Origin of the sequence: Gordonia lacunae, from assembly GCF_002149015.1 — a bacterium.
Taxonomy (GTDB): domain Bacteria; phylum Actinomycetota; class Actinomycetes; order Mycobacteriales; family Mycobacteriaceae; genus Gordonia; species Gordonia lacunae.
In genome coordinates, this window is sequence record NZ_NGFO01000002.1 from 100,516 (window position 1) to 120,061 (window position 19,546).

The following is a 19,546-nucleotide window of genomic DNA, read 5'->3' on the forward strand; positions in this document are numbered from 1 at the left end:
CGCTACCTTTGTTACGTCTGAGAATTTTGTTAACAGAAGGGGCTAGAGGTGCGATCCTCCTGGTTGCGACGACTGTGCGTCGCCGGATGTGCCGTTGCGGTCGCGACCGCCGGATGGGCTCCGGCCGCGTTGGCCGAACCCACGCCCGACCCCGATCGCGCCCGCGTCGACACCGTGGTCCACGACTCGGCCCAGCAGTCGACACTCATCGTCTACTCGGCGGCGATGCGCAAACTCATCCCCGTCAACGTGTTGCGGCCCAAGGACACGACCAAGCCGCGCCCCACCCTCTACCTGCTCAACGGCGCGGGCGGCGGCGAGGACTCGGCGACCTGGGCGGCCAAGACCCAGTACGCGAAGTTCTTCGCCGACAAAGAGGTCAACGTCGTCACGCCGATCGGAGGCGCGTTCTCCTATTACACCGACTGGCAGCACGACGATCCGGTGCTCGGCCGCAACAAGTGGACGACGTTCCTCACCAAGGAGCTCCCGCCGCTGGTGGACAAGGAATTCGACACCACCAAGGTCAACGCGATCGCCGGCATCTCGATGGCCGGCACGTCGGTCCTCAATCTCGCGATCGCCGCACCGAAGCTGTACCGGTCGGCCGCCGCCTACAGCGGATGCGCCCGAACCAGCGATCCGGTCGGACAGGCCTACATCCGGATGGTCGTCGCCGACCGCGGGCAGGGCAATCTGAACAACATGTGGGGACCGGTCAATTCGGCCGGCTGGCGGGACAACGACCCGTACATCAACGCGGCCAAGTTGCGCGGCACCAAGGTCTACATGACCAGCGGGACCGGCCTGCCCGGTCAGTTCGACCGGCTCGAGGCACCGCTGGTCGCCGGCGATCCGCTGACTCTGGCCAACCAGATGGTCATCGGCGGCATCATCGAGGCCGCGGTCAACGAGTGCACCAAGCAGATGGTCTCGCGCATGCGGGCTCTCAAGGTGCCGCACGAGGTCACCTTCCGGCCGAGCGGCACCCACTCGTGGGGTTACTGGGAACACGACCTAGAGACCACGTGGCCGAAGATCGCGGCAGACCTGAGGTGAGCGACGCATCGGACCGCTTGTGGGCCGATGACCTGTCCGTCGGCCAGATCTTCGAGTTCGGAGAGCATTTCGTCAGTGCGGACGAACTCGTCGACTTCGCTCGCGCGTGGGATCCGCAGGACTTCCACGTGGATCCCGACGTTGCCGAGCGCGGGCCCTACGGAGGCCTGATCGCCAGTGGGCTGCACACGATGTCGATCTATCAGAAGCTCAATGTCACCGGCGTGCTGACCAATTGGCGGGTGATCGCCGGCAAGCGACTCGGTGACGTGGAGTTCCTGCGTCCGGTCCGACCCGGCGACACCCTCACCGGGTCGACCGTCATCGACGCGATCGAGTTCGACGACCGCGACCGCGCGCTGGTCACCTCGTCCGCAGAACTCCGCAACACCGAGGGCAAGCCGGTCCTCCGCACAGTCGTCGAAGCCTATGTGCACGCCCGGCCGGACCGCCCGCGCGACTGACTCTGTACGGCTGCGCCGCAGCGGTCTCACATCCCGTCGACCGTGCGTCCGATCCCGTCGACCGTGCGTCCGATCCCGTCGACCGTGCGCCCGATCCCGTCGACCGTGCGTCTGATCTCCGATCGTGCCGAGCTCAGCCGACGCCGGGCACCGGGATCTGCGCTCCGGTGATCGCGCTCGACGCGTCGGAGACCAGGAACGAGATCGTCTCCGCGATCGACTCCGGCGACACCCAGCCCGCACGGGACGAGTCGGGTTGACTCGCCCGGTTGCCCGGGGTGTCGATCATCGACGGCAGGATCGCATTGGCCCGGATGCCGTCGGACTTGTATTCGGCGGCGAGTGCACTGATGAACGCCCACACCGCCGCCTTCGAGGTGATGTACCCGGCCGCACCGGAGAAGGGCGCGAACGCCGCCTTCGCCGACACCCCGACGATCGACCCGCCACCGGCTTCCACGAGCGTCGGAATCGCTGCCGCGGACAGCAGATACAGCGGTCGCAGGTTGAGCCGGAGGAGTCGCTCGAACTCGTCGACCGGCGTCGCGTCGACCCGGTCCCCCATCGCGAACCCGCCCACCAGGTTCACCACCGCGGTCACCGGCGCGGACGGGTCACCGGCCGCGACCGCCACGACCTCGGCCACCGACGCCTCGTCGAAGAGGTCGGCATGAACACCGATCACGCGGTCCGATTCGGGCAGCCGCGACAACTCGGACTCGGTGATCCAGGGGACCACCACGCGCCGACCGTCGTCGAGAAGCTTGCGGGTGACCGCCGCCCCGAGGCCGCCCGTCCCGCCCGACACGATCACCGTCTGCGTCATCCTGCCGACCCTACTGGAGGTGCGTCGCCGGGCCGCTCAGGCCGCGCGCCTACGATGGTCGTCGATGACCGACGAGCGTGTTCCCGAGATCGGAGACGAACCGCGGGACCGTGAACCGGGCGATCATCGCCCCGACGAATCGGGCCGGACCAGCATGTTCGCGTCGTTGCGCATCCCCAACTACCGCCTGTTCTACGCGGGGATGGCGGTCTCCATGACGGGTTCGTGGATGCAGGCGACGGCGCAGGCGTGGCTCGTCCTGACGCTGAGCGGGTCGGCATCCGTGCTGGGACTCATCGTCGCCCTCCAGGCGTTGCCCGTCCTGCTCATCGGTCCGTACGCCGGGGTGATCGCCGATCGCGTGGACCGTCGCCGGCTGCTGATCGTCCTGCAGTCGATGATGGGGCTGCTGGCGGCGGCGCTCGCCGTCATCACCCTCACCGGAGTGGTGGAGGTGTGGCACGTGGGCGTGCTGGCGGTGATGCTCGGGCTGGGGCACGCCTTCGAACAGCCGGCGCGCCAGGCGTTCATCCATCAGATCGTCGGCAAGGATCTGATCCGCAATGCGGTGACGCTCAACTCCGTGATGGTCAATGCCGCCCGCGCGGTGGGCCCGGCAGTCGCCGGTGTGGTCCTCGGCCTCGTCGGATCCGGCTTGTGCTTCGCCGTCAACGCGGTCAGTTTCGTCGCCGTCGTCGCCTCACTCCTCGCGCTCGACTCGTCGCAGATCACTGCGGAGACACCGATCCCACGCGCGAAAGGCCAGCTGCGGGAGGGCCTCCGGTATGTGCGCGGCAGCCCCGCCCTCTGGATCCCACTGGCCACGATGGCACTCGTCGGGACACTCACATACAACTTCCCGGTCACGCTGCCGGCCGCCGCGGACTTCGTGTTCGACGGCGGGCCCGAAGCACTGGGGTTCATGACGTCGGCGATGGGGGTGGGCGCGGTCGTCGGCGGCCTCGTCGTCGCGGCCCGCGGGAACACCGGATTGCGCCCACTCACGCTGGCCGCCTTCGGCTTCGGAATCGCCGTCGGGGCGACCGCGCTCGCTCCGAATCTGCCGACCGCGATCTGTGCGCTCTTCGGGGTCGGCTGGTTGAGCGTCACGTTCATGTCGACCGGCAACGCCACGTTGCAGCTCAACTCCGAACCGCGGATGCGGGGCCGGGTGATGGCGTTGTGGTCGGTGGCGTTCATGGGCTCCACGCCGATCGGCGGGCCGATCGTCGGCGCGATCATCGAGACGTCCACTGCTCGAGTCGGTCTCGCGGTCGGAGCCGTCGCATGTCTGCTCGCCGGCGCACTCGCCTACGTCGCCGCGCGCCGCAGCGGCGCCGCCCTTCCCTAGACGAGCGGTCGTCCCATCCTGACCCGAAGCCGGACATCGGCCAGCAGGAGACGGAAACTCAACCGGGACAGCCACAGCGGTGTGCGACGTTCCTTCTCGACCAGTCGGCCCACGTAGCCGTCGAACCACTCCTGGTCCTCGTCGGTCCACTCGACCCGGAGCGCCTCACGGAACGGCTGCGGCAGATACCCGATGGTCCGGCGGAGTTTGACCGGACCGTATCTCTCCTGGATACGGGTGGGCGCGTAGCCGAAGTTGGCGATGTCGAGCAGGAAGTCGCGGATCTCGTCACTGATCTCGATGCGCGAGACCTGGTCCTCCCAGTAGGCCGTGAACTCCTCGCGCGTGGCCGGCCAGGCCTCGGCGGGCATCTGCAGGGTCGTCCCGCAGACCTTGCCCTGGTGGTAGAACCTCTCGCGATCCTCGCCCTGGAGCGGCCCGTGGACACGCTCGTAGATGTCCTCCCACCCGACATAGAGGCAGGCCGCGACCCAGAGCTGCAGATCGGTGTTCATCGCGTTGTACTCCACCGGACTGTCGGCGTCCGACCGCACCTGCGCGTGCTGCCGGTTGACGGCGTGCCGGTACCGGCGCCGGTCGTCGGCGTTGCCGAGTATGGCGACCGCGAGGTACGACGCGGTGGTCCGGGCGCGTTTGACCGGATGACGATCGAGCCGCCCGTTCTCGACCTTGCTGTGTGCGACTCCGTACCCGACCGCCGGGTTCGCCAGCTGCATGATCACGTTCGTCGTGCTCATCGTCTGCCCCATCGACAGCAGCGAGCGCGCGAAGAAGCTGCTGTCGATGTTGTCCATCTCTACCCGCGACATGCGCTGATCGCCCTGCGTCATGGCCCCGCCCATTCTGATAACAAGTGTTTCCTGATTGTCTCGTCGTCAGCTTAGCGTCTGTCGACCCGCCGGTCGACAGCCCGACGCGACCGACCACCCCGAACGCGCCGAACCCCGGCTCACCCGAAGGTGAGCCGGGGTTCGGCGTCGATCCACCGGCGGATCAGTAGGTGTAGAACCCGCGACCGGTCTTCCGTCCGAGGCGGCCGGCGTCGACCATGCGGCGCAGCAGTGCCGGCGGCGCGTAATGGGGTTCGGCGAACTCCGCGTACAGCGACTCCGCGGCGGACAGCGTGACGTCGAGGCCGATGGTGTCGAGCAGTGTCAGGGGGCCCATCGGGTAGCCGCAGCCGCCCTTCATCGCGAGGTCGATGTCCTCGGCCGAGGCATAACCCGAATCGAACATCCGGATCGCCTGACACAGGTACGGGATGAGCAGGGCGTTGACGATGAAACCGGATCGGTCACCCGCCCGCACCGCCGTCTTGCCGAGCGTGTCGGTGACATATGCGCTCACGGCGTCGGCCGTCTCGGGGGCGGTGGTCAGCGTGGAGATGATCTCGACGAGCGGCATCACCGGCACCGGATTGAAGAAGTGCACGCCGACGACCCGTTCGGGCGTCTTCGTCGCCGTCGCGACCTTGATGATCGGGATCGACGACGTGTTGGTGGCGAGGATGGTGTTCGCGCCGGTCGCTTCTTCGAGGTTGGCGAAGATCTCCCGCTTGAGCTCCTCGATCTCGGGAGCCGCCTCGATCACGAGCTCGCGATCGGCGAGGTCGGCGTAGTCGGTCGTCACCCGCAGCCGCCCGAGCGCGGCGTCGGCGTCGTCCTGGGCGAGCTTGTTCCGGCTGACCGCCTTGGCCAGCGACTTCTCGACCCGCGCACGCGCGGCGTCGGCGAACTCCTGCTTGACCTCCACGATCACGACATCGCTGCCCGCCTTGGCGCACACCTCCGCGATGCCCGCACCCATGGTGCCTCCGCCGATGACGCCGATCTGCTGCACAGTGAACCTCCGAAGTCGAGTGGTACGACAAACGGTAGTCGGTCGACCACACGGCACGAATCCGGTGTCCTCATCGCGCAGCGGACCCGGCCGGCGGCGTGGAGGTTGATTCGACGATTCCGACGTGTCGTCTCACCTCGCCCGCTAGCGTGGCTCAGATCACGATCGGGGGATGCGATGATGCCAGCTCGGTTCGACGCGCACGGTGCGACCCGCCCGGGAACGCGGTGGCGCCGGCGACTCCGTGCCGCCACCTGCCTCGCCGCGGGCGCGACACTCGTCTCGACGCTCCTGGTGGCCACTCCCGCCGACGCGGCCAATCACCTCTTCCCCGACATCTCCGAGGTCTCGGTTCCGCAGGCGGACTGTGGACCCGGCTCGCTCCCCGAACCGGGTCTGCAGGGTGACGTCAGCGCCGAGGACCGGCTCTCCGGACGCAGTATGCGCGGCTACCGCTGCAACATCACGCGGCTCGGTGGTGTCCGGGGCGCGGGCGGCGGGATCGTCTCGGCGAACTTCGAGCACTGCAGCTACACCGGCAGCCTGTTCCCCGGGAACAACTGGGTGAACCCGCCGGGTGTCCAGGTCATCGACGCCTCCGATCCGACCGCGCCGCGGGTCGTCGGCTCGCTCACGGACCCCGCCATGCGCGGCGGCACCTGGGAGACCCTGAAGGTCAACAAGCAACGCAAGCTGCTCGCCGCGACATCGGTGCCGCTGCTGTGGGGCGGCGGGTTCTTCGCGGTGTACGACATCTCCGACTGCGCCCACCCCAAGCTCCTCAACACGGGCCCGGGCACGTCGACGCCCCTGCCGTTCACCTCACACGAGGGCGGCTTCTCCCCCGACGGCCGCACCTACTGGGCCTCCGGGGTGTTCCCCGGTCACCTCAGCGCCATCGACATCGCCGATCCACGGTCGCCCCGCGTGATCTGGCAGGGACTCCACTCGTTCCTCGGACACGGCTTCGGCGTCTCCCCCGACGGAAATCGGATGTTCCTGTCCAACATGGCCGGGGTGACCGTGCTCGACATCAGCGACGTCCAGCGCAGACGGCCGCACCCGCAGGTCCCCCACGTCGCCGCGTATCTGTGGCCCGACGGCCAGCTCAACCAGCACTCGATCCCGATCACCTACCGCGGCCGGCCGCACATCGTCACCGCGGACGAGGCCGGCTCCGGCGGGGTCAAGATCTTCGACGTGACGAGGGTGAACACGCCCCGGTACACCGCGCAGATCAAGCTCGAGATCAATCTCCCGGAGCACCTCGACACCAACCTGCGGTCGTCGACCGGCGGTTCGCTGTTCAGCAGCAACCCGCACTACTGCGCGGTCGACCGGCCGAACGATCCCACCGCCCTGGCCTGCGGCTGGGAGTCATCGGGCATCCGGGTCTTCGACATCCGCGACCTCGACCGTATTCGCGAGATCGCCTACTACAACCCGCCGGCCCGCACGGGCACCACCCTGCTCGAGACCCCCAACTCGCCGCACGTCGTGGGCTCGCTGCTGGGTGTGCCCGCCGTCGAATTCCTCAGTCTCGGGATGTCGATCGCGAACGGCAAGGTCCGGTTGAACGAGATGGTCGGTCCGCGTAGCGGGATGGTCGTCGGGGGCGACATGTCCACGGACTGGTGCATGTCGCCGCCGGAGTTCCGGGGCAACGAACTGCGCGTCACCTGTTCCGACGGCGGTTTCCAGGTGTTGCGGTTGAGTCCCGCGGTGTACACCCCGCCGCCGGACCAGGACTCCTCGATCGGATGAGTACCACTCGCCCCGGCGGTCCGCTGGTGCGGGCGGCGGTCCTCGGTGTGACGGCGGCCCTGCTCGTCACCATGGGCGTCGTCGTCGGCGCGGTGTGGCCGCGAGGCGACCACGACTCGTCCGCGATGAGCTTGTCGGACATCGGATTCGCCCAGGACATGTCGACGCATCACGACCAGGCCATCCTGATGTCGAGGACGATCAGCGCCGTCCCCGGGGTCGCACCGCAGATCCGCGGTGTCGCCGACCGGATCGTCCACACGCAGACCGCCGAGACCGCGACGATGCGGGGCTGGCTGCAGTGGTTCGACCAGCCGATGACAACGACGGAGCCGATGTCCTGGATGTCCGGGATGTCCGGCGGGGAGGCCCACCACGAGGGCACCCACCGCCAGGGCACCGACGACGAAGCCGGGCCGCCGATGCCGGGGATCGCGAGCATCGACGAGGTCGGCCGGCTCTCCACGCTGCCGGTAGGCGAGGCGGAGATCCTGTTCCTGCAGTTGATGGTCCGACACCACCGGGGCGGGATGTCGATGGCCCAGGCCGCCTACAACGACGCACGTACCAGCTCCGCCACGAAAGATCTGGCGCTCACGATGATCGGCGACCAGGGCGACGAGATCGGCGTGATGACGATGTTGCTCAAGGAGCGCGGCGCCGACCCGCTGCCGACCTGATCACCCGGGGTTGGTCGCCAACGGATCGGCGTCGAACTCAATCGGTCTTCGGATGCAGGATGAACATCTCCCACACCTCTTTCTGATCCGCCGCCCACGGGTCGTAGACGAACGGTGCGTGCCGCAGGGCCATCCCCGCCTTGCGCGGCGTCCGATTGGCCTTGAAACCGTTGCAGGACTTACACGCCGCCACCTGATTGCCGAATGTACTCGGGCCGCCCTGGGACACCGGGACGATGTGGTCGACGGTGTCGGCGGGGCCGTCGCAGTAGGCACAGATCCACTGATCACGCCGCAGGATGGTGGCATTCGATGCATACGAGTCCATCGTCTTACCCGCGAACGGACGGTAGGCATCCCGCTTGATCGCCACCACCTTGTGGATGGGCAGCGACAGCGTCGGGGAGTGGACGACGCGAACCAGCGGGGTGCCCTCGACGTTCCGCGCGACCTCGGTGGTCAACAGGACGGCGGCACGGCGCCAGGTGACGCGCGCCAGGATCTGCAGTCCGGCATTGGTGACGAAGATGGTCATGACAGCTCCTCGATGCGTGGGCGAGTGAGTGCGCCGACCACCGAGGTTCATGACCTCAGGAACTGGTGACGCGTGATGTGATCGGTCCGGGCCTACCGTCGGATCTCAGTCCGCACGGATGGTCGGATGAGGCCGTCCGCCACTCGCCGGCGAAAGCCTTGTCACCCATCGACATCTGCGTCACCTCCTCTCGTTGGTCTGGCCTGCTCTGTCGCCACGATAACCGCGGTCGGTGGCCACTGCCACCGTTTATGTCCGGCGTGTTCGGATGTTCACCCAGTTCACACGGGCTGTTTGCAGGACTATTCCACCCCGCGCCTGCTGCGATGCCGACGGTCAGAAGATCTCGGGCAGATCCGCCGACACCGTGTTGGGGTAGGTTGCCGAGCGCTTCTCCAAGAACGACATGACGCCCTCGTAGACGTCACCGGACTGGCCGCGGTAGAAGATCGCCTTGGAATCCGCGACATGGGCGTCGAGCGGGCTCGGCGCACCGGCCATCCGCCAGAGCAGCTGCCGGGTCAGCGCCGCCGAGACGGGTGCGCTGTTCGCGGTCATCTCGCGGGCGACGGCGATCGCGGTGTCGAGGACCTGGTCTTTCGGCACGACCTGTTGGATCAGCCCACGCTCGTGGGCTTCGGCGACCGGCACCATCTTGGCGCCGATCGTCCACTGCAGCGCGGTCGGCAGTCCGACGAGCCGGGGCAGGAACCAGCTCGATGCGGCTTCGGGCACGAGCCCCCGCGCGGCGAAGACGAAGCCGAACTTCGCATCCTCCGAGGCGATGCGGACGTCGGCGGGGAGAGTCATGGTGACCCCCACGCCGGCCGACGGCCCGTTGACGGCCACCACGATCGGCTTCAGCGAGGCGAACATCCGCAGCGTCAGCTTGCCGCCCTCGTCGGCCGGGACCTCGTCTGAGTCCACCACCGAGTCATCCTGGCCCGCTCGCTTCGCTCCCGGCGCCGACGACGCGTCGAATGTCGAACCGCCCGCCTCGAGGTCGGCGCCGGCGCAGAACGCGCGTCCGTTGCCGGTCAGCACGACCGCGCGGACGGAGTCGTCGGCGTCGGTGTCGTCGAAGGCAGCGCGCAACTCCTCCCCCATCTGCATGGTGAAGGCGTTGAGCCGGTCGGGCCGGTTGAGCCGGAAGATCGCGATCTCCCCGTCCCGTTCGACGGTGATGGTGGGCTGGTCCTGTCGGGACTTGCGCCCGACCTCTGATGTATCGCTCGTCACACGTCGATGCTATCGGGCAGTGGGACACGTCAAGTCGGCTGTGTCAATCCGTCCCCGGATACACCACGACGGCGGCGCCACCCTCTCGGGTGACGCCGCCGTCAACGGTGTCAGAACAGCTCAGCCGGGCCCGGTGTCAGCTGGCGTCGGCGTCGCCGGCCTTGGTGAGCTCGACCGGTGCGTCGGGAACCATGCGCGGCTTCTCCGAGCCGGTGAAGACGAACCGGGCGTCTTCGCCGTCGCCCTCGCCGTCCCAATTCTCGACGTCGACCAGGACGATCTGTCCGGGAGCGATGTCGCCGAACAGGATCTTCTCCGAGAGCTGATCCTCGATCTCGCGCTGGATGGTGCGACGCAGCGGGCGCGCACCCAGCACCGGATCGAATCCACGCTTGGCCAGCAGCGACTTCGCGCGGTCGGTGACCTCGAGTGCCATGTCCTTGTTCTTCAGCGCGCCCTCCACGCGAGTCAGCATGAGGTCGACCATCTGGATGATCTCGTCACGCGTGAGCTGGTGGAACACGACGATGTCGTCGATACGGTTGAGGAACTCGGGACGGAAGTGCTTCTTGAGTTCGTCGTTGACCTTCTGCTTCATCCGGTCGTAGTTCGACTGGGTACCGTCGCTCGACGAGAAGCCCATGCCCACGGCCTTGGAGATGTCCGAGGTTCCGAGGTTCGAGGTGAAGATCAGCACGGTGTTCTTGAAGTCGACCGTGCGACCCTGACCGTCGGTCAGGCGACCGTCCTCGAGAACCTGCAACAGGGTGTTGTAGATCTCCGAGTGGGCCTTCTCGATCTCGTCGAACAGCACCACCGAGAACGGCTTGCGGCGCACCTTCTCGGTGAGCTGGCCGCCCTCTTCGTAGCCGACGTACCCGGGCGGGGCACCGAACAGACGCGACGCGGTGAAGCGGTCGTGGAACTCACCCATGTCGATCTGGATGAGCGCATCGTCCTCGCCGAACAGGAAGTTCGCCAGCGCCTTGGAGAGCTCGGTCTTACCGACGCCGGACGGACCGGCGAAGATGAACGAGCCCGACGGACGCTTCGGATCCTTCAGGCCTGCGCGCGTACGACGGATGGCCTTCGACACCGCCTTGACGGCGTCTTCCTGGCCGATGATCCGCTTGTGCAGCTCGTCCTCCATGCGGAGCAGACGGGTGGTCTCCTCCTCGGTGAGCTTGAACACCGGGATCCCGGTCCAGTTGCCGAGGACCTCGGCGATCTGCTCGTCGTCGACCTCGGCCACGACGTCCATGTCGCCGCTGCGCCATTGCTTCTCGCGCTCGGCGCGCTCGGCGACCAGCTGCTTCTCCTTGTCGCGGAGGCTGGCGGCCTTCTCGAAGTCCTGCGCGTCGATCGCGCTTTCCTTCTCCTTGCGCGCATCGGCGATGCGGTCGTCGAACTCGCGCAGGTCCGGCGGCGCGGTCATCCGGCGGATGCGCATCCGCGCACCGGCCTCGTCGATGAGGTCGATCGCCTTGTCCGGCAGGAACCGGTCGTTGATGTAGCGATCGGCCAGCGTCGCGGCCGCGACCAGCGCACCGTCGGTGATGGAGACGCGGTGGTGCGACTCGTACCGGTCGCGCAGACCCTTGAGGATCTCGATGGTGTGCTCGACCGACGGCTCGCCCACCTGCACGGGCTGGAAGCGACGCTCGAGGGCGGCGTCCTTCTCGATGTACTTGCGGTACTCGTCGAGGGTCGTCGCACCGATGGTCTGCAGCTCGCCACGGGCCAGCTTCGGCTTGAGGATGCTGGCGGCGTCGATCGCGCCCTCGGCGGCACCCGCGCCGACGAGCGTGTGCAGCTCATCGATGAACAGGATGATGTCGCCGCGGGTGTTGATCTCCTTGAGCACCTTCTTGAGGCGTTCCTCGAAGTCACCGCGGTAGCGGCTGCCCGCGACCAGCGAACCGAGGTCGAGGGTGTAGAGCTGCTTGTCCTTGAGGGTCTCGGGGACCTTGCCGTTGACGATGGCCTGCGCGAGGCCCTCGACGACGGCGGTCTTGCCGACGCCGGGCTCACCGATCAGCACCGGGTTGTTCTTGGTGCGGCGGCTGAGCACCTGCATGACCCGCTCGATTTCCTTCTCCCGGCCGATGACCGGGTCGAGCTTGCCCTCGGAGGCCGCGGCGGTCAGGTTACGACCGAACTGGTCGAGGACCAGCGAGGTCGACGGGGTGCCGGACTCGCTGCTGCGACCGCCGGTGCCCGCCTCCTGTGGTTCCTTGCCCTGGTATCCGCTGAGGAGCTGGATGACCTGCTGGCGGACCCGGTTGAGGTCGGCGCCGAGCTTCACCAGCACCTGGGCGGCGACGCCCTCGCCCTCGCGGATCAGGCCGAGCAGGATGTGCTCGGTACCGATGTAGTTGTGGCCGAGCTGCAGGGCCTCGCGCAGCGAGAGCTCCAGCACCTTCTTGGCACGCGGGGTGAACGGGATGTGTCCCGACGGCGCCTGCTGGCCCTGGCCGATGATCTCTTCGACCTGGCTGCGGACCCCTTCCAGGGAGATCCCGAGCGACTCGAGCGCCTTGGCGGCCACGCCCTCGCCCTCGTGGATGAGGCCGAGGAGGATGTGCTCGGTACCGATGTAGTTGTGGTTGAGCATGCGCGCTTCTTCTTGGGCCAGGACCACAACCCGACGCGCGCGGTCGGTGAACCGTTCGAACATTGTTCTCCCTCACATTGCTAGCGCCCCGGCCGCCGCGGAGACCACCTCGGAGGTCCCGGAGGACAACCGGTGCGGATAGACGACGACCAGCCTGCTTCCACTCTAGAGGTCGTCTCGGGTGCACCTGCAGTTAACGCCTGCGCAGAGTGCATGGATCCACCGATGCGGCGGGGATGTGCACAGTACAACTGCGCTGGCCGGGGCTGTGTTCCCCGGCCGCTACGCCGAGAGCGAACGCGCGGCCCACGCCCCGCGCCTCCTCGCCCGGACCCATCCGGAGACCTAGACTGCGTGCGTGTCCCGGGGAGAGTCGATCGACGTCCACGCATCCGACGAGGCGGCCGGACCCCGGGACTCGGACCTGTCCGCGGCCGGAGCGCGGGTCCGGCGGGCGCGAGAGGCCGCGGGGACGAGTCTGCGGTCGTTGGCCTCCTCGATCGGCGTGAGTCCCGCGACGCTGAGTCAGATCGAGAACGGGAAAACGGGTCTGCGCGTCGATCGGCTCGAGGCGATCGCGACCGCCCTCGGGGTCGGCGTCACGCAGATCATCGAGGGCACGGTGCCCCGGCGCGGGCCGGCCGGCCCACCGGACCCGGACGCCGTGCAGCAGGATTGGCGGCACTACGGCCCGCTCGACTTCTCCCCCATCCTGCTGGCAGCCGTCGACGAGTTCCTCGCGGTCGGCTATCACGGGACGACGATGCGACGGATCTCCACACGGTGCGGGATGTCGGTGCCCGGGATCTACAACTACTACCCGAGCAAGCAGCTCATCCTGGTCGACATCCTCGACCGCACGATGGCGGACCTCGAATGGCGGGCGGCGGCCGCGGCGGCGAGCGAGCACGACGCCGTCGGCAAGTTCTGCGCGCTCGTGGAGAACCTCGCGCTCTACCACACCCACCGCCGCCGGCTCGGTTTCCTCGGCTCCAGCGAGGTGCGAGCACTCGAGCCGTCCAACCAGCGCGACGTCAGCCGACGACGAAACCGTCAGCAGGCGCTGGTCGACGAGCAGGTGCACGCCGCGCGGATGCTGGGACACTTCCGCCCGCCGCATCCCGATGACGCCGCGCGTGCTGTCGTCACGATGTGCACGGCACTCCCGACCTGGTGGCAACCGGACGGGCGGCTCACGCCCGAGCAGCTGGCGGCCGAGTACGTCGACTACGCGCTCGGGATCATGCGATATCAACCGCCGACCTCATGAACAAGTCAATGCTGACTTGTATATTGGCATGGTGAGTTCACCCGAGGCGCCGGCCGGCACGGCAGCACCCGCCGAGACGGCACCCACTCGCCGCGAACAACGGACCATCACCAGCCAGCGACGCATTCTCGAGGCAGCCGTCGACTGCCTGATCGAGCACGGCTTCGCCGGGGCGACGACGTCGGCGATCCAGGCACGCGCAGGCGTCTCGCGTGGACGGTTACTGCATCACTTCCCCTCCCGGGAGGACCTGCTCGTGGCCGCCGCCCGTCACCTCGCCGCCGAACGGGTGGCGGCGACCACCGCGCGCGCGGTGGCCGAGATCGACGACCGCGTCACGGGTTCGACCAGGGTCACGAACGTCGTCGAGATGATGTGGATGTCGTTCCACGAGCCGCATTTCTGGGCCGCGGTCGAACTCTGGACCGCTTCCCGGACCAACGAGTGGATCGCCGGCGCGCTGCTTCCCGTGGAGCGGCACCTCGGGGGCGTGATCCGATCGAGCATCGACCGGATGTGGGGCCCGGAGCTGGTCGGCCACCCGCGCTACGCGCAGCTACGGGAGATCCTCTTCACCAGCATGCGCGGAGTCGCCCTCGCCTACGCCTTCGATCACCGGGACCCGCGGCGCGATCCCCATCTGCCCCAGTGGACGGACACCGCCCTCGTACTCCTCGAGGTCTGACAACGTCCTCACCCACGTAAGAGTACGGGTTGACTGTTTCGACCGGGGTTGGCTAATCTCCAGCTACCCCGGCGCTGGGACGTGACCGACACTCGGCGCGGACTGTGTCCGGGAACACCCCTCCGGCCCGACGGCCGCACCTTCGACGACCTCACGGCGACCCCCGGAAGAACGGCCGTGGCTCGATTCCGTCGGCCGGGCACCCCCCGAGCCAGGAGCATCTCCGTGCCCACAGATCACACCGGCGAACGGCCGGCACCCCGTTCGGCTCGAGCGTCGATCGCCGCCGCGATCTCGACGTCGCTCGAGTGGTACGACTTCTTCATCTACTCCACCGCGGCGGCGCTGGTGTTCAACGTGACGTTCTTCGCCACCGACAGCACCGTCGTGTCCGCACTCAACTCCTTCGCCACTGTCGCCGTCGGCTTCATCGCCCGGCCGATCGGCGGAATTCTCGCCGGCCAGCTGGGAGATCGCTACGGCCGCAAGCCCGTTCTGGTCGGCGCGGTCTGCCTGATGGCCGTCGCCACTTTCCTGATCGGCTGCGTGCCCAACACCCAGACGGTGTGGCTGGCACCGACCCTCCTGGTCATCCTCCGCATCTGCCAGGGCCTGGCCGTCGGCGGACAGTGGGGAGGTGCCGTCCTGATCGCCACCGAGAACGCGCCGGCACATCTGCGTGGCTTCTACGGCAGTTTCGCCCAGCTCGGCGTGCCGATCGGTCTGGTGCTGGGCAATGTCGCGTTCCTCCTCGCCACCGGACTGTCGAGTTCGGACGCCTTCCTGTCCTGGGTCTGGCGAATCCCGTTCTGGATCAGCCTGGTCATGCTCCCGGTCGCGTTCGCCATCCACCGGTTCCTCGAGGAGACACCGGAATTCAAGGCAGTCGCGGCCAAGATCGCGCAGACACCCGAGGTGCAGCGCTCGCCGATGCTCGACGTCATCCGACGCAACCCGGGGACCATCCTGATGGCCGCCGGAGCCAACACGATCGGAATCGTCTTCTTCTACATCATGATCACCGGTTCGGTGCAGTTCGTGACGACCTACCTCGACGTCGCCCGATCCACCGTGCTCACCTGGATTCTGATCTCCTGCGTCGTGATGGTCCCGCTGGTCCCGGCCTTCGGCTGGCTGTCGGATCGCGTCGGCCGCAAGTTGGTCTTCGCGATCGGCTCGGCGGCCATGATGATCTGGGCCATCCCGATGTGGCTGCTGATCGGGTCGTCCTCGCCGACGTCCATCTGGCCGTTCGCGGTCGCCGTCCTCGTCGGGGTCGTGGCGATGGCGCTGCAGACCGGTACGCAGGGAACACTTTTCGCCGAGCTGTTCCCGCCGGAGATCCGCTTCTCGGGCGCGTCCCTGGGATATCAGATCTCGGCGATCGTCGGCGGGTTCGCCCCGTTCGTGATGGTCGCGATCATCAACGGCAACCCGGACAACGCCTGGCGCGTGGGGCTTTTCCTCACCCTCCTGGCCGCCGCGTCGTTGCTCTGCCTGTATGTCATCGTCAAGAAGCGCTATCACGGCGACTTCGACTCACAGGTATCGGCCGGCGTCGACGACGCACAGCCACCGGCTCAGCCTGTTCGATAGTCGCGGTCTTCCCGGCGACCGGGACACCACGGCGGCGCCGGGTCATCGAACGATGACCCGGCGCCGTCGTGGTGGTTCAGTTCCAGTTCATCCAGAAGTCGAGCTCGAGCTCCTGGTCGCCGGGCACGACGCGGTGCTGCTCGAAATCGCGGACACCGTCACGCGCGAGGACGTCGTCGTCGATGAAGCACTGTCCGGTCGCCAGCCAGGCCGGTTTGGTGATGATGCTCAACGCGGCGTCGGCCATGATGCTGGGCTTCCGACTCCGCGCGACGAGCTCCTCGCTCAGGATGTTGCGCACCGCCGCCGTGTTGATCGTTGTCCGCGGCCACAACGAATTGACCGCGATGCCATCGGCTTTCAGCTCGGCGGCCAGACCGATGGTGACCATGGACATCGAGAACTTCGAGATCGTGTACGCGGTCCCGATCTGACTGAACCACTTGGGATCGAGATCGATCGGCGGCGAAAGCGTCAGCACATGGGCGTTCTCCGATGCGCGCAGATGCGGGATCGCCGCCTTCGTCAGCGCGAAGGCACCTCGCGCATTGATGTCCTGCATGAGGTCGTATTTCTTCATGTCGATCTTCTCCGCGGACGTCAGATCGAGCGCACTCGCGTTGTTGACCACGATGTCGATGCCGCCGAAGTGCTCGACGGTGCGGGTCACGGCCTCGGCCACCGAGGCGTCGTCACGGACGTCACCCACGATGGGCAGTGCCCGCCCGCCGGCCTCGGTGATCGCGGCCGCCGCCGTGTGAATCGTCCCGGGGAGTTTCGGGTGCGGCTCGGCGGTTTTCGCAACGAGCGCGATGTTGGCGCCGCGCGCAGCGGCCGCCACCGCGATGGCCTCGCCGATTCCCCGGCTGCCGCCGGAGATCAACAGGGTCCGGCCCTGCAGCGAATCGTCGGGGGTGTGGGTCGATGTCACGGTGAGTCCTTTCGGTGCGCACATCCATCGGGTGTGCGAGGTCGGGACAGCGACGCATGGGCCGACTCGTTCGACACCACCGCCACTCGCTGCCTGTTTGGTTGAGCTAAACAGTCCGGAGATAGTTGCATCTCGGGCGGGCGCCCGAGATACCTCCGGAGTCGAGATGACACCGCCGTTCCCGGCCCCGGCGCACCCCTGTTCGGCTCCGCCGAGCGTATCTCTCGAATCCGCTGATGTGCAATCAATGCGCATGTCATCGCTTGCGTCGAAGCCCCGCAGGACACGCAGGCCCCAGGGCGCGAGGCTCCACCCCGGCCGACGCCCGCCCGCGCCGGGACTTGACCCCGCGCCGACCGAGCGGGCATGCTGTCCGAGCGATCGCTCGCTCACGGCGGGTGACCAATCGAGAGGGGACAGTTGTGGCCATCCGGGACCCGCAGGCCTATCGAGAGGGCCTCCGCGACAACAGGCGCGTCGTCTATCGCGGCGAGAAGGTCGACGACGTCACCGCGTTCGGCGAATTCGCGGACGCGATCGCCCACTCGTCACTCGCCTACGAGATCTCGCGCACCGAGCCGGATCTCGCGGTCGCCGACGACGGCGACGGGCCCTACACCGCGTTCTACCGGGTGCCGCGCACCGCGGCGGACATCAGCAACCGCGGTCGCCTGATCGAGACCCTGTCCCGCATGGGCGCGGGGACGATCGTGCTCAAAGAGGTGGGCAGCGACGCCCTGTTCGCGCTGCTGCGCGCATTGTCCGGCGACAGCCTCGCCAAAGCCGAGGCGTACTACCGGTACTGCTGCGAGAACGACGTCGCGCTGGCGGTGGCCCAGACCGATGTGAAGGGCGACCGGTCGCTTCCGCCGCACCGGCAGCCCGATCCCGATCACTACCTGCGGATCGTCGACGAGGACGCCGACTCGATCACCGTGTCCGGCGCGAAGGTCCATACCTCGTTCAGCGCCAACGCCGATGAGCTCATCGTGCTGCCCACCCGCGCGATGTCGGAGGCCGATCGCGACTGGGCGGTGAGCTTCGCCATCCCGGTCGACACCGAGGGCCTCACGCTCTACGTGTCCCCCTACCTGCACGGCGAGCACCACGCCTTCGAGCACCCGATCTCGTCCCGGCACAAGCTGCTCGAGAGCCTGACGGTGTTCGACCGGGTCCGCGTCCCGAAGGAGCGGGTCTTCCTCAACCGGGAGCCCGAACTCGCCGGCCCGCTGGCACTCGCCTTCGTCGACTACCACCGCTTCACCGCGGTGAACTACAAACTCCCCGTCCTCGACCTGCTGGTCGGGGCCGCCATCGGTATCGCCGAGGCCAACGGCATCGCCGGTGCCGGTCACGTGAAGACCAAACTGACCGAACTGATCACCTACGCCGAGACGGTACGTGGTTTCGCCGAGTTGGCCGCGGTCCGATCGCGCAACGGCGGCAACGGAATCCATCTCCCGGACCCATTGGCGGTCAACATGGCGAAGTACCACTTCGCGCACGGGTTCCACCAGGCCGCGGCCACCCTGCTCGACCTCGCCGGCGGCCTGGTGGTCACCGGGCCCGGCGGACAGGACTGGGATGACCCCGCGGTTCGTGCGGTGCTGGAGAAGTACTTCGCCGCCGCCCGGCCGGCCCAGGAGCGCCTGCGGCTCATCCACCTGATCGGCGACCTGACCACGGGGCAGTGGGGCGGCTACCAGTCGGTTCTCGCCACCCATGCCGAGGGATCGCTGGAGGCCGAGAAGATGCAGATCGCACGGGCGTACGACAGCACCCGGGCGCGTGCCGCCGTCGACGCGGTACTCCGCGCGGCCGCCGAAACACCCGATGCCGGAGCCGAACTCGTGGCAACCGCGGGAGCCGCTCGATGACCGCGGGCCTCGACTTCGCCCTCGACGACCGCGGGGTCGCCACCATCCGGCTGAACCGGCCGGAGGCCGCGAACGCCCTGGACATGGATGTCGCCGACGGACTGGCGGCGGCGGTGCAGACCATCGAACGCGACGGCGGCGTCCGGGTCATCCGACTGTCCGCGGCCGGTCGGCTGTTCTCCGGTGGCGGCGATGTCCACGGCATGGCCACCGCGACCGACCGGGGTCGGTTCCTCGCCGAGCTCGCCGGATCGGTCCACCGGTCGCTCATCGCGCTGGACCGCCTGCCCGTTCCCGTCGTGGCCGCGGTTCAGGGCACCGCCGCGGGCGGCGGTCTGGGTCTCGTCCTCGCCGCCGACGTGGTGGTCGCGACGCCGACGACCTCCTTCGTGGCCGCATACTCCACGATCGGACTCTCCCCCGACTGCGGAGTGTCCGTCAACCTGCCCCGGACCATCGGCCTGGGGCGCGCACTGCGCATGCTGGTGCGGAACGAGAAGATCGATGCGGCAACCGCGTTGGACTGGGGCCTCGTCCACGACATCGTCGAGGCGGAGGAACTCGAGAGTGCCACCGACGATCTCGTCGCGCTCCTGCTCGAACGGCCCGCGGCCGCGATCGGGCACGCACGACGCCTGGCGCGGGCGTCCTTCGGCCGTACGTTCGCCGATCATCTCGACGACGAGGCGGCCACCATCGCGCGGCTGGGTGCGGGCGACGAAACCGGCGCACTGCTCGCCCGATTCACCGGCTGACGCCGGCCCGCCCGCATCCGGTGATTCGCCCAAACCGCCC

The 19,546-nt window shown here is 67.9% G+C and carries 17 protein-coding genes; 10 read left to right on the forward strand and 7 right to left on the reverse strand.

What is annotated here, in order from left to right; translation table 11 throughout:
* Window positions 1-48 precede the first annotated feature (48 nt).
* Window positions 49-1,059, forward strand: coding sequence for an alpha/beta hydrolase (locus CA982_RS02270; protein ID WP_086533726.1), 1,011 nt, complete (start codon window positions 49-51; stop codon window positions 1,057-1,059).
* A complete protein-coding gene (locus CA982_RS02275; protein WP_086533727.1) occupies window positions 1,056-1,523 on the forward strand; it encodes a MaoC/PaaZ C-terminal domain-containing protein in 468 nt (155 codons plus the stop codon). The genes CA982_RS02270 and CA982_RS02275 overlap by 4 nt, the downstream gene beginning before the upstream one ends.
* 133 nt (window positions 1,524-1,656) lie before the next feature.
* Here CA982_RS02275 and CA982_RS02280 read toward each other — a convergent pair whose 3' ends face one another.
* Entirely contained in the window at window positions 1,657-2,349 is a 693-nt protein-coding gene (locus CA982_RS02280; protein WP_086533728.1) for an SDR family NAD(P)-dependent oxidoreductase, read from the reverse strand.
* A gap of 64 nt (window positions 2,350-2,413) precedes the next feature.
* On the opposite strand from CA982_RS02280, the gene CA982_RS02285 reads away from it, so the two are divergent.
* On the forward strand, window positions 2,414-3,700 hold the full coding sequence (locus CA982_RS02285) for an MFS transporter (RefSeq protein WP_143412514.1): 1,287 nt from the start codon (window positions 2,414-2,416) through the stop codon (window positions 3,698-3,700).
* Here CA982_RS02285 and CA982_RS02290 read toward each other — a convergent pair.
* Both CA982_RS02290 and CA982_RS02295 read right to left on the reverse strand, forming a co-directional pair.
* Complete coding sequence (locus CA982_RS02290; protein ID WP_086533729.1) at window positions 3,697-4,563, reverse strand: oxygenase MpaB family protein; 867 nt, start codon at window positions 4,561-4,563, stop codon at window positions 3,697-3,699. The two genes, CA982_RS02285 and CA982_RS02290, sit on opposite strands and share 4 nt — an antisense overlap.
* A 151-nt stretch (window positions 4,564-4,714) precedes the next feature.
* Window positions 4,715-5,560 carry a 3-hydroxybutyryl-CoA dehydrogenase gene (locus tag CA982_RS02295; RefSeq protein WP_086533730.1) on the reverse strand — a complete coding sequence of 282 codons (846 nt, stop codon included), beginning with the start codon at window positions 5,558-5,560 and terminating at the stop codon, window positions 4,715-4,717.
* 177 nt (window positions 5,561-5,737) lie between these two features.
* Here CA982_RS02295 and CA982_RS02300 point away from each other — a divergent pair, with 177 nt between their 5' ends.
* Together CA982_RS02300 and CA982_RS02305 are read left to right on the forward strand one after the other, a co-directional pair.
* A complete protein-coding gene (locus CA982_RS02300; RefSeq protein ID WP_086533731.1) occupies window positions 5,738-7,324 on the forward strand; it encodes an LVIVD repeat-containing protein in 1,587 nt (528 codons plus the stop codon).
* Window positions 7,321-8,004 (forward strand): DUF305 domain-containing protein, encoded by a 684-nt coding sequence (locus CA982_RS02305; protein ID WP_086533732.1) that lies wholly within the window; start codon window positions 7,321-7,323, stop codon window positions 8,002-8,004. Before CA982_RS02300 ends, CA982_RS02305 begins: the two co-directional genes overlap by 4 nt.
* A gap of 37 nt (window positions 8,005-8,041) precedes the next feature.
* On the opposite strand, the gene CA982_RS02310 is transcribed toward CA982_RS02305, so the two are convergent.
* From CA982_RS02310 to CA982_RS02320, 3 genes are all read right to left on the reverse strand, one after another.
* A complete protein-coding gene (locus tag CA982_RS02310; protein ID WP_058251202.1) occupies window positions 8,042-8,539 on the reverse strand; it encodes an HNH endonuclease in 498 nt (165 codons plus the stop codon).
* A gap of 336 nt (window positions 8,540-8,875) precedes the next feature.
* Window positions 8,876-9,778: an enoyl-CoA hydratase-related protein gene (locus tag CA982_RS02315; protein WP_086533733.1), complete on the reverse strand. Its 903-nt coding sequence runs from the start codon at window positions 9,776-9,778 to the stop codon at window positions 8,876-8,878.
* Window positions 9,779-9,914: 136 nt separating this feature from the next.
* A complete protein-coding gene (locus CA982_RS02320) occupies window positions 9,915-12,455 on the reverse strand; it encodes an ATP-dependent Clp protease ATP-binding subunit (RefSeq protein WP_086533734.1) in 2,541 nt (846 codons plus the stop codon).
* Window positions 12,456-12,750: 295 nt separating this feature from the next.
* On the opposite strand from CA982_RS02320, the gene CA982_RS02325 reads away from it, so the two are divergent.
* The 3 genes from CA982_RS02325 to CA982_RS02335 all read left to right on the forward strand — a co-directional run bounded on the left by CA982_RS02325 (window position 12,751) and on the right by CA982_RS02335 (window position 15,943).
* The gene (locus CA982_RS02325) at window positions 12,751-13,662 is read left to right on the forward strand and encodes a TetR-type transcription factor C-terminal domain-containing protein (RefSeq protein WP_244176100.1); all 912 of its coding nucleotides are present in this window, start codon (window positions 12,751-12,753) and stop codon (window positions 13,660-13,662) included.
* A gap of 28 nt (window positions 13,663-13,690) precedes the next feature.
* Window positions 13,691-14,347 carry a TetR/AcrR family transcriptional regulator gene (locus CA982_RS02330; protein ID WP_244176101.1) on the forward strand — a complete coding sequence of 219 codons (657 nt, stop codon included), beginning with the start codon at window positions 13,691-13,693 and terminating at the stop codon, window positions 14,345-14,347.
* 225 nt (window positions 14,348-14,572) lie between these two features.
* Window positions 14,573-15,943, forward strand: coding sequence for an MFS transporter (locus CA982_RS02335; RefSeq protein WP_086533736.1), 1,371 nt, complete (start codon window positions 14,573-14,575; stop codon window positions 15,941-15,943).
* Window positions 15,944-16,019: 76 nt separating this feature from the next.
* Here CA982_RS02335 and CA982_RS02340 read toward each other — a convergent pair whose 3' ends face one another.
* Window positions 16,020-16,874 (reverse strand): SDR family oxidoreductase, encoded by an 855-nt coding sequence (locus CA982_RS02340; RefSeq protein WP_244176102.1) that lies wholly within the window; start codon window positions 16,872-16,874, stop codon window positions 16,020-16,022.
* 422 nt (window positions 16,875-17,296) lie between these two features.
* Between CA982_RS02340 and CA982_RS02345 the strand changes: the two genes are divergently transcribed.
* Window positions 17,297-18,751 carry a 4-hydroxyphenylacetate 3-hydroxylase N-terminal domain-containing protein gene (locus CA982_RS02345; RefSeq protein WP_086533738.1) on the forward strand — a complete coding sequence of 485 codons (1,455 nt, stop codon included), beginning with the start codon at window positions 17,297-17,299 and terminating at the stop codon, window positions 18,749-18,751.
* Window positions 18,748-19,506, forward strand: coding sequence for an enoyl-CoA hydratase/isomerase family protein (locus CA982_RS02350; RefSeq protein WP_086533739.1), 759 nt, complete (start codon window positions 18,748-18,750; stop codon window positions 19,504-19,506). Before CA982_RS02345 ends, CA982_RS02350 begins: the two co-directional genes overlap by 4 nt.
* The last annotated feature ends 40 nt before the right edge of the window (window positions 19,507-19,546 follow it).

Excerpts from the sequence above, each read along its gene's own strand:
- CA982_RS02280 (WP_086533728.1), bottom strand. The coding sequence starts at position 2,349 with ATGACGCAGACGGTGATCGTGTCGGGCGGGACGGGCGGCCTCGGGGCG.
- CA982_RS02285 (WP_143412514.1), top strand. The coding sequence starts at position 2,414 with ATGACCGACGAGCGTGTTCCCGAGATCGGAGACGAACCGCGGGACCGT.
- CA982_RS02290 (WP_086533729.1), bottom strand. The coding sequence starts at position 4,563 with ATGGGCGGGGCCATGACGCAGGGCGATCAGCGCATGTCGCGGGTAGAG.
- CA982_RS02300 (WP_086533731.1), top strand. The coding sequence starts at position 5,738 with ATGATGCCAGCTCGGTTCGACGCGCACGGTGCGACCCGCCCGGGAACG.
- CA982_RS02305 (WP_086533732.1), top strand. The coding sequence starts at position 7,321 with ATGAGTACCACTCGCCCCGGCGGTCCGCTGGTGCGGGCGGCGGTCCTC.
- CA982_RS02310 (WP_058251202.1), bottom strand. The coding sequence starts at position 8,539 with ATGACCATCTTCGTCACCAATGCCGGACTGCAGATCCTGGCGCGCGTC.
- CA982_RS02320 (WP_086533734.1), bottom strand. The coding sequence starts at position 12,455 with ATGTTCGAACGGTTCACCGACCGCGCGCGTCGGGTTGTGGTCCTGGCC.
- CA982_RS02330 (WP_244176101.1), top strand. The coding sequence starts at position 13,691 with ATGGTGAGTTCACCCGAGGCGCCGGCCGGCACGGCAGCACCCGCCGAG.
- CA982_RS02350 (WP_086533739.1), top strand. The coding sequence starts at position 18,748 with ATGACCGCGGGCCTCGACTTCGCCCTCGACGACCGCGGGGTCGCCACC.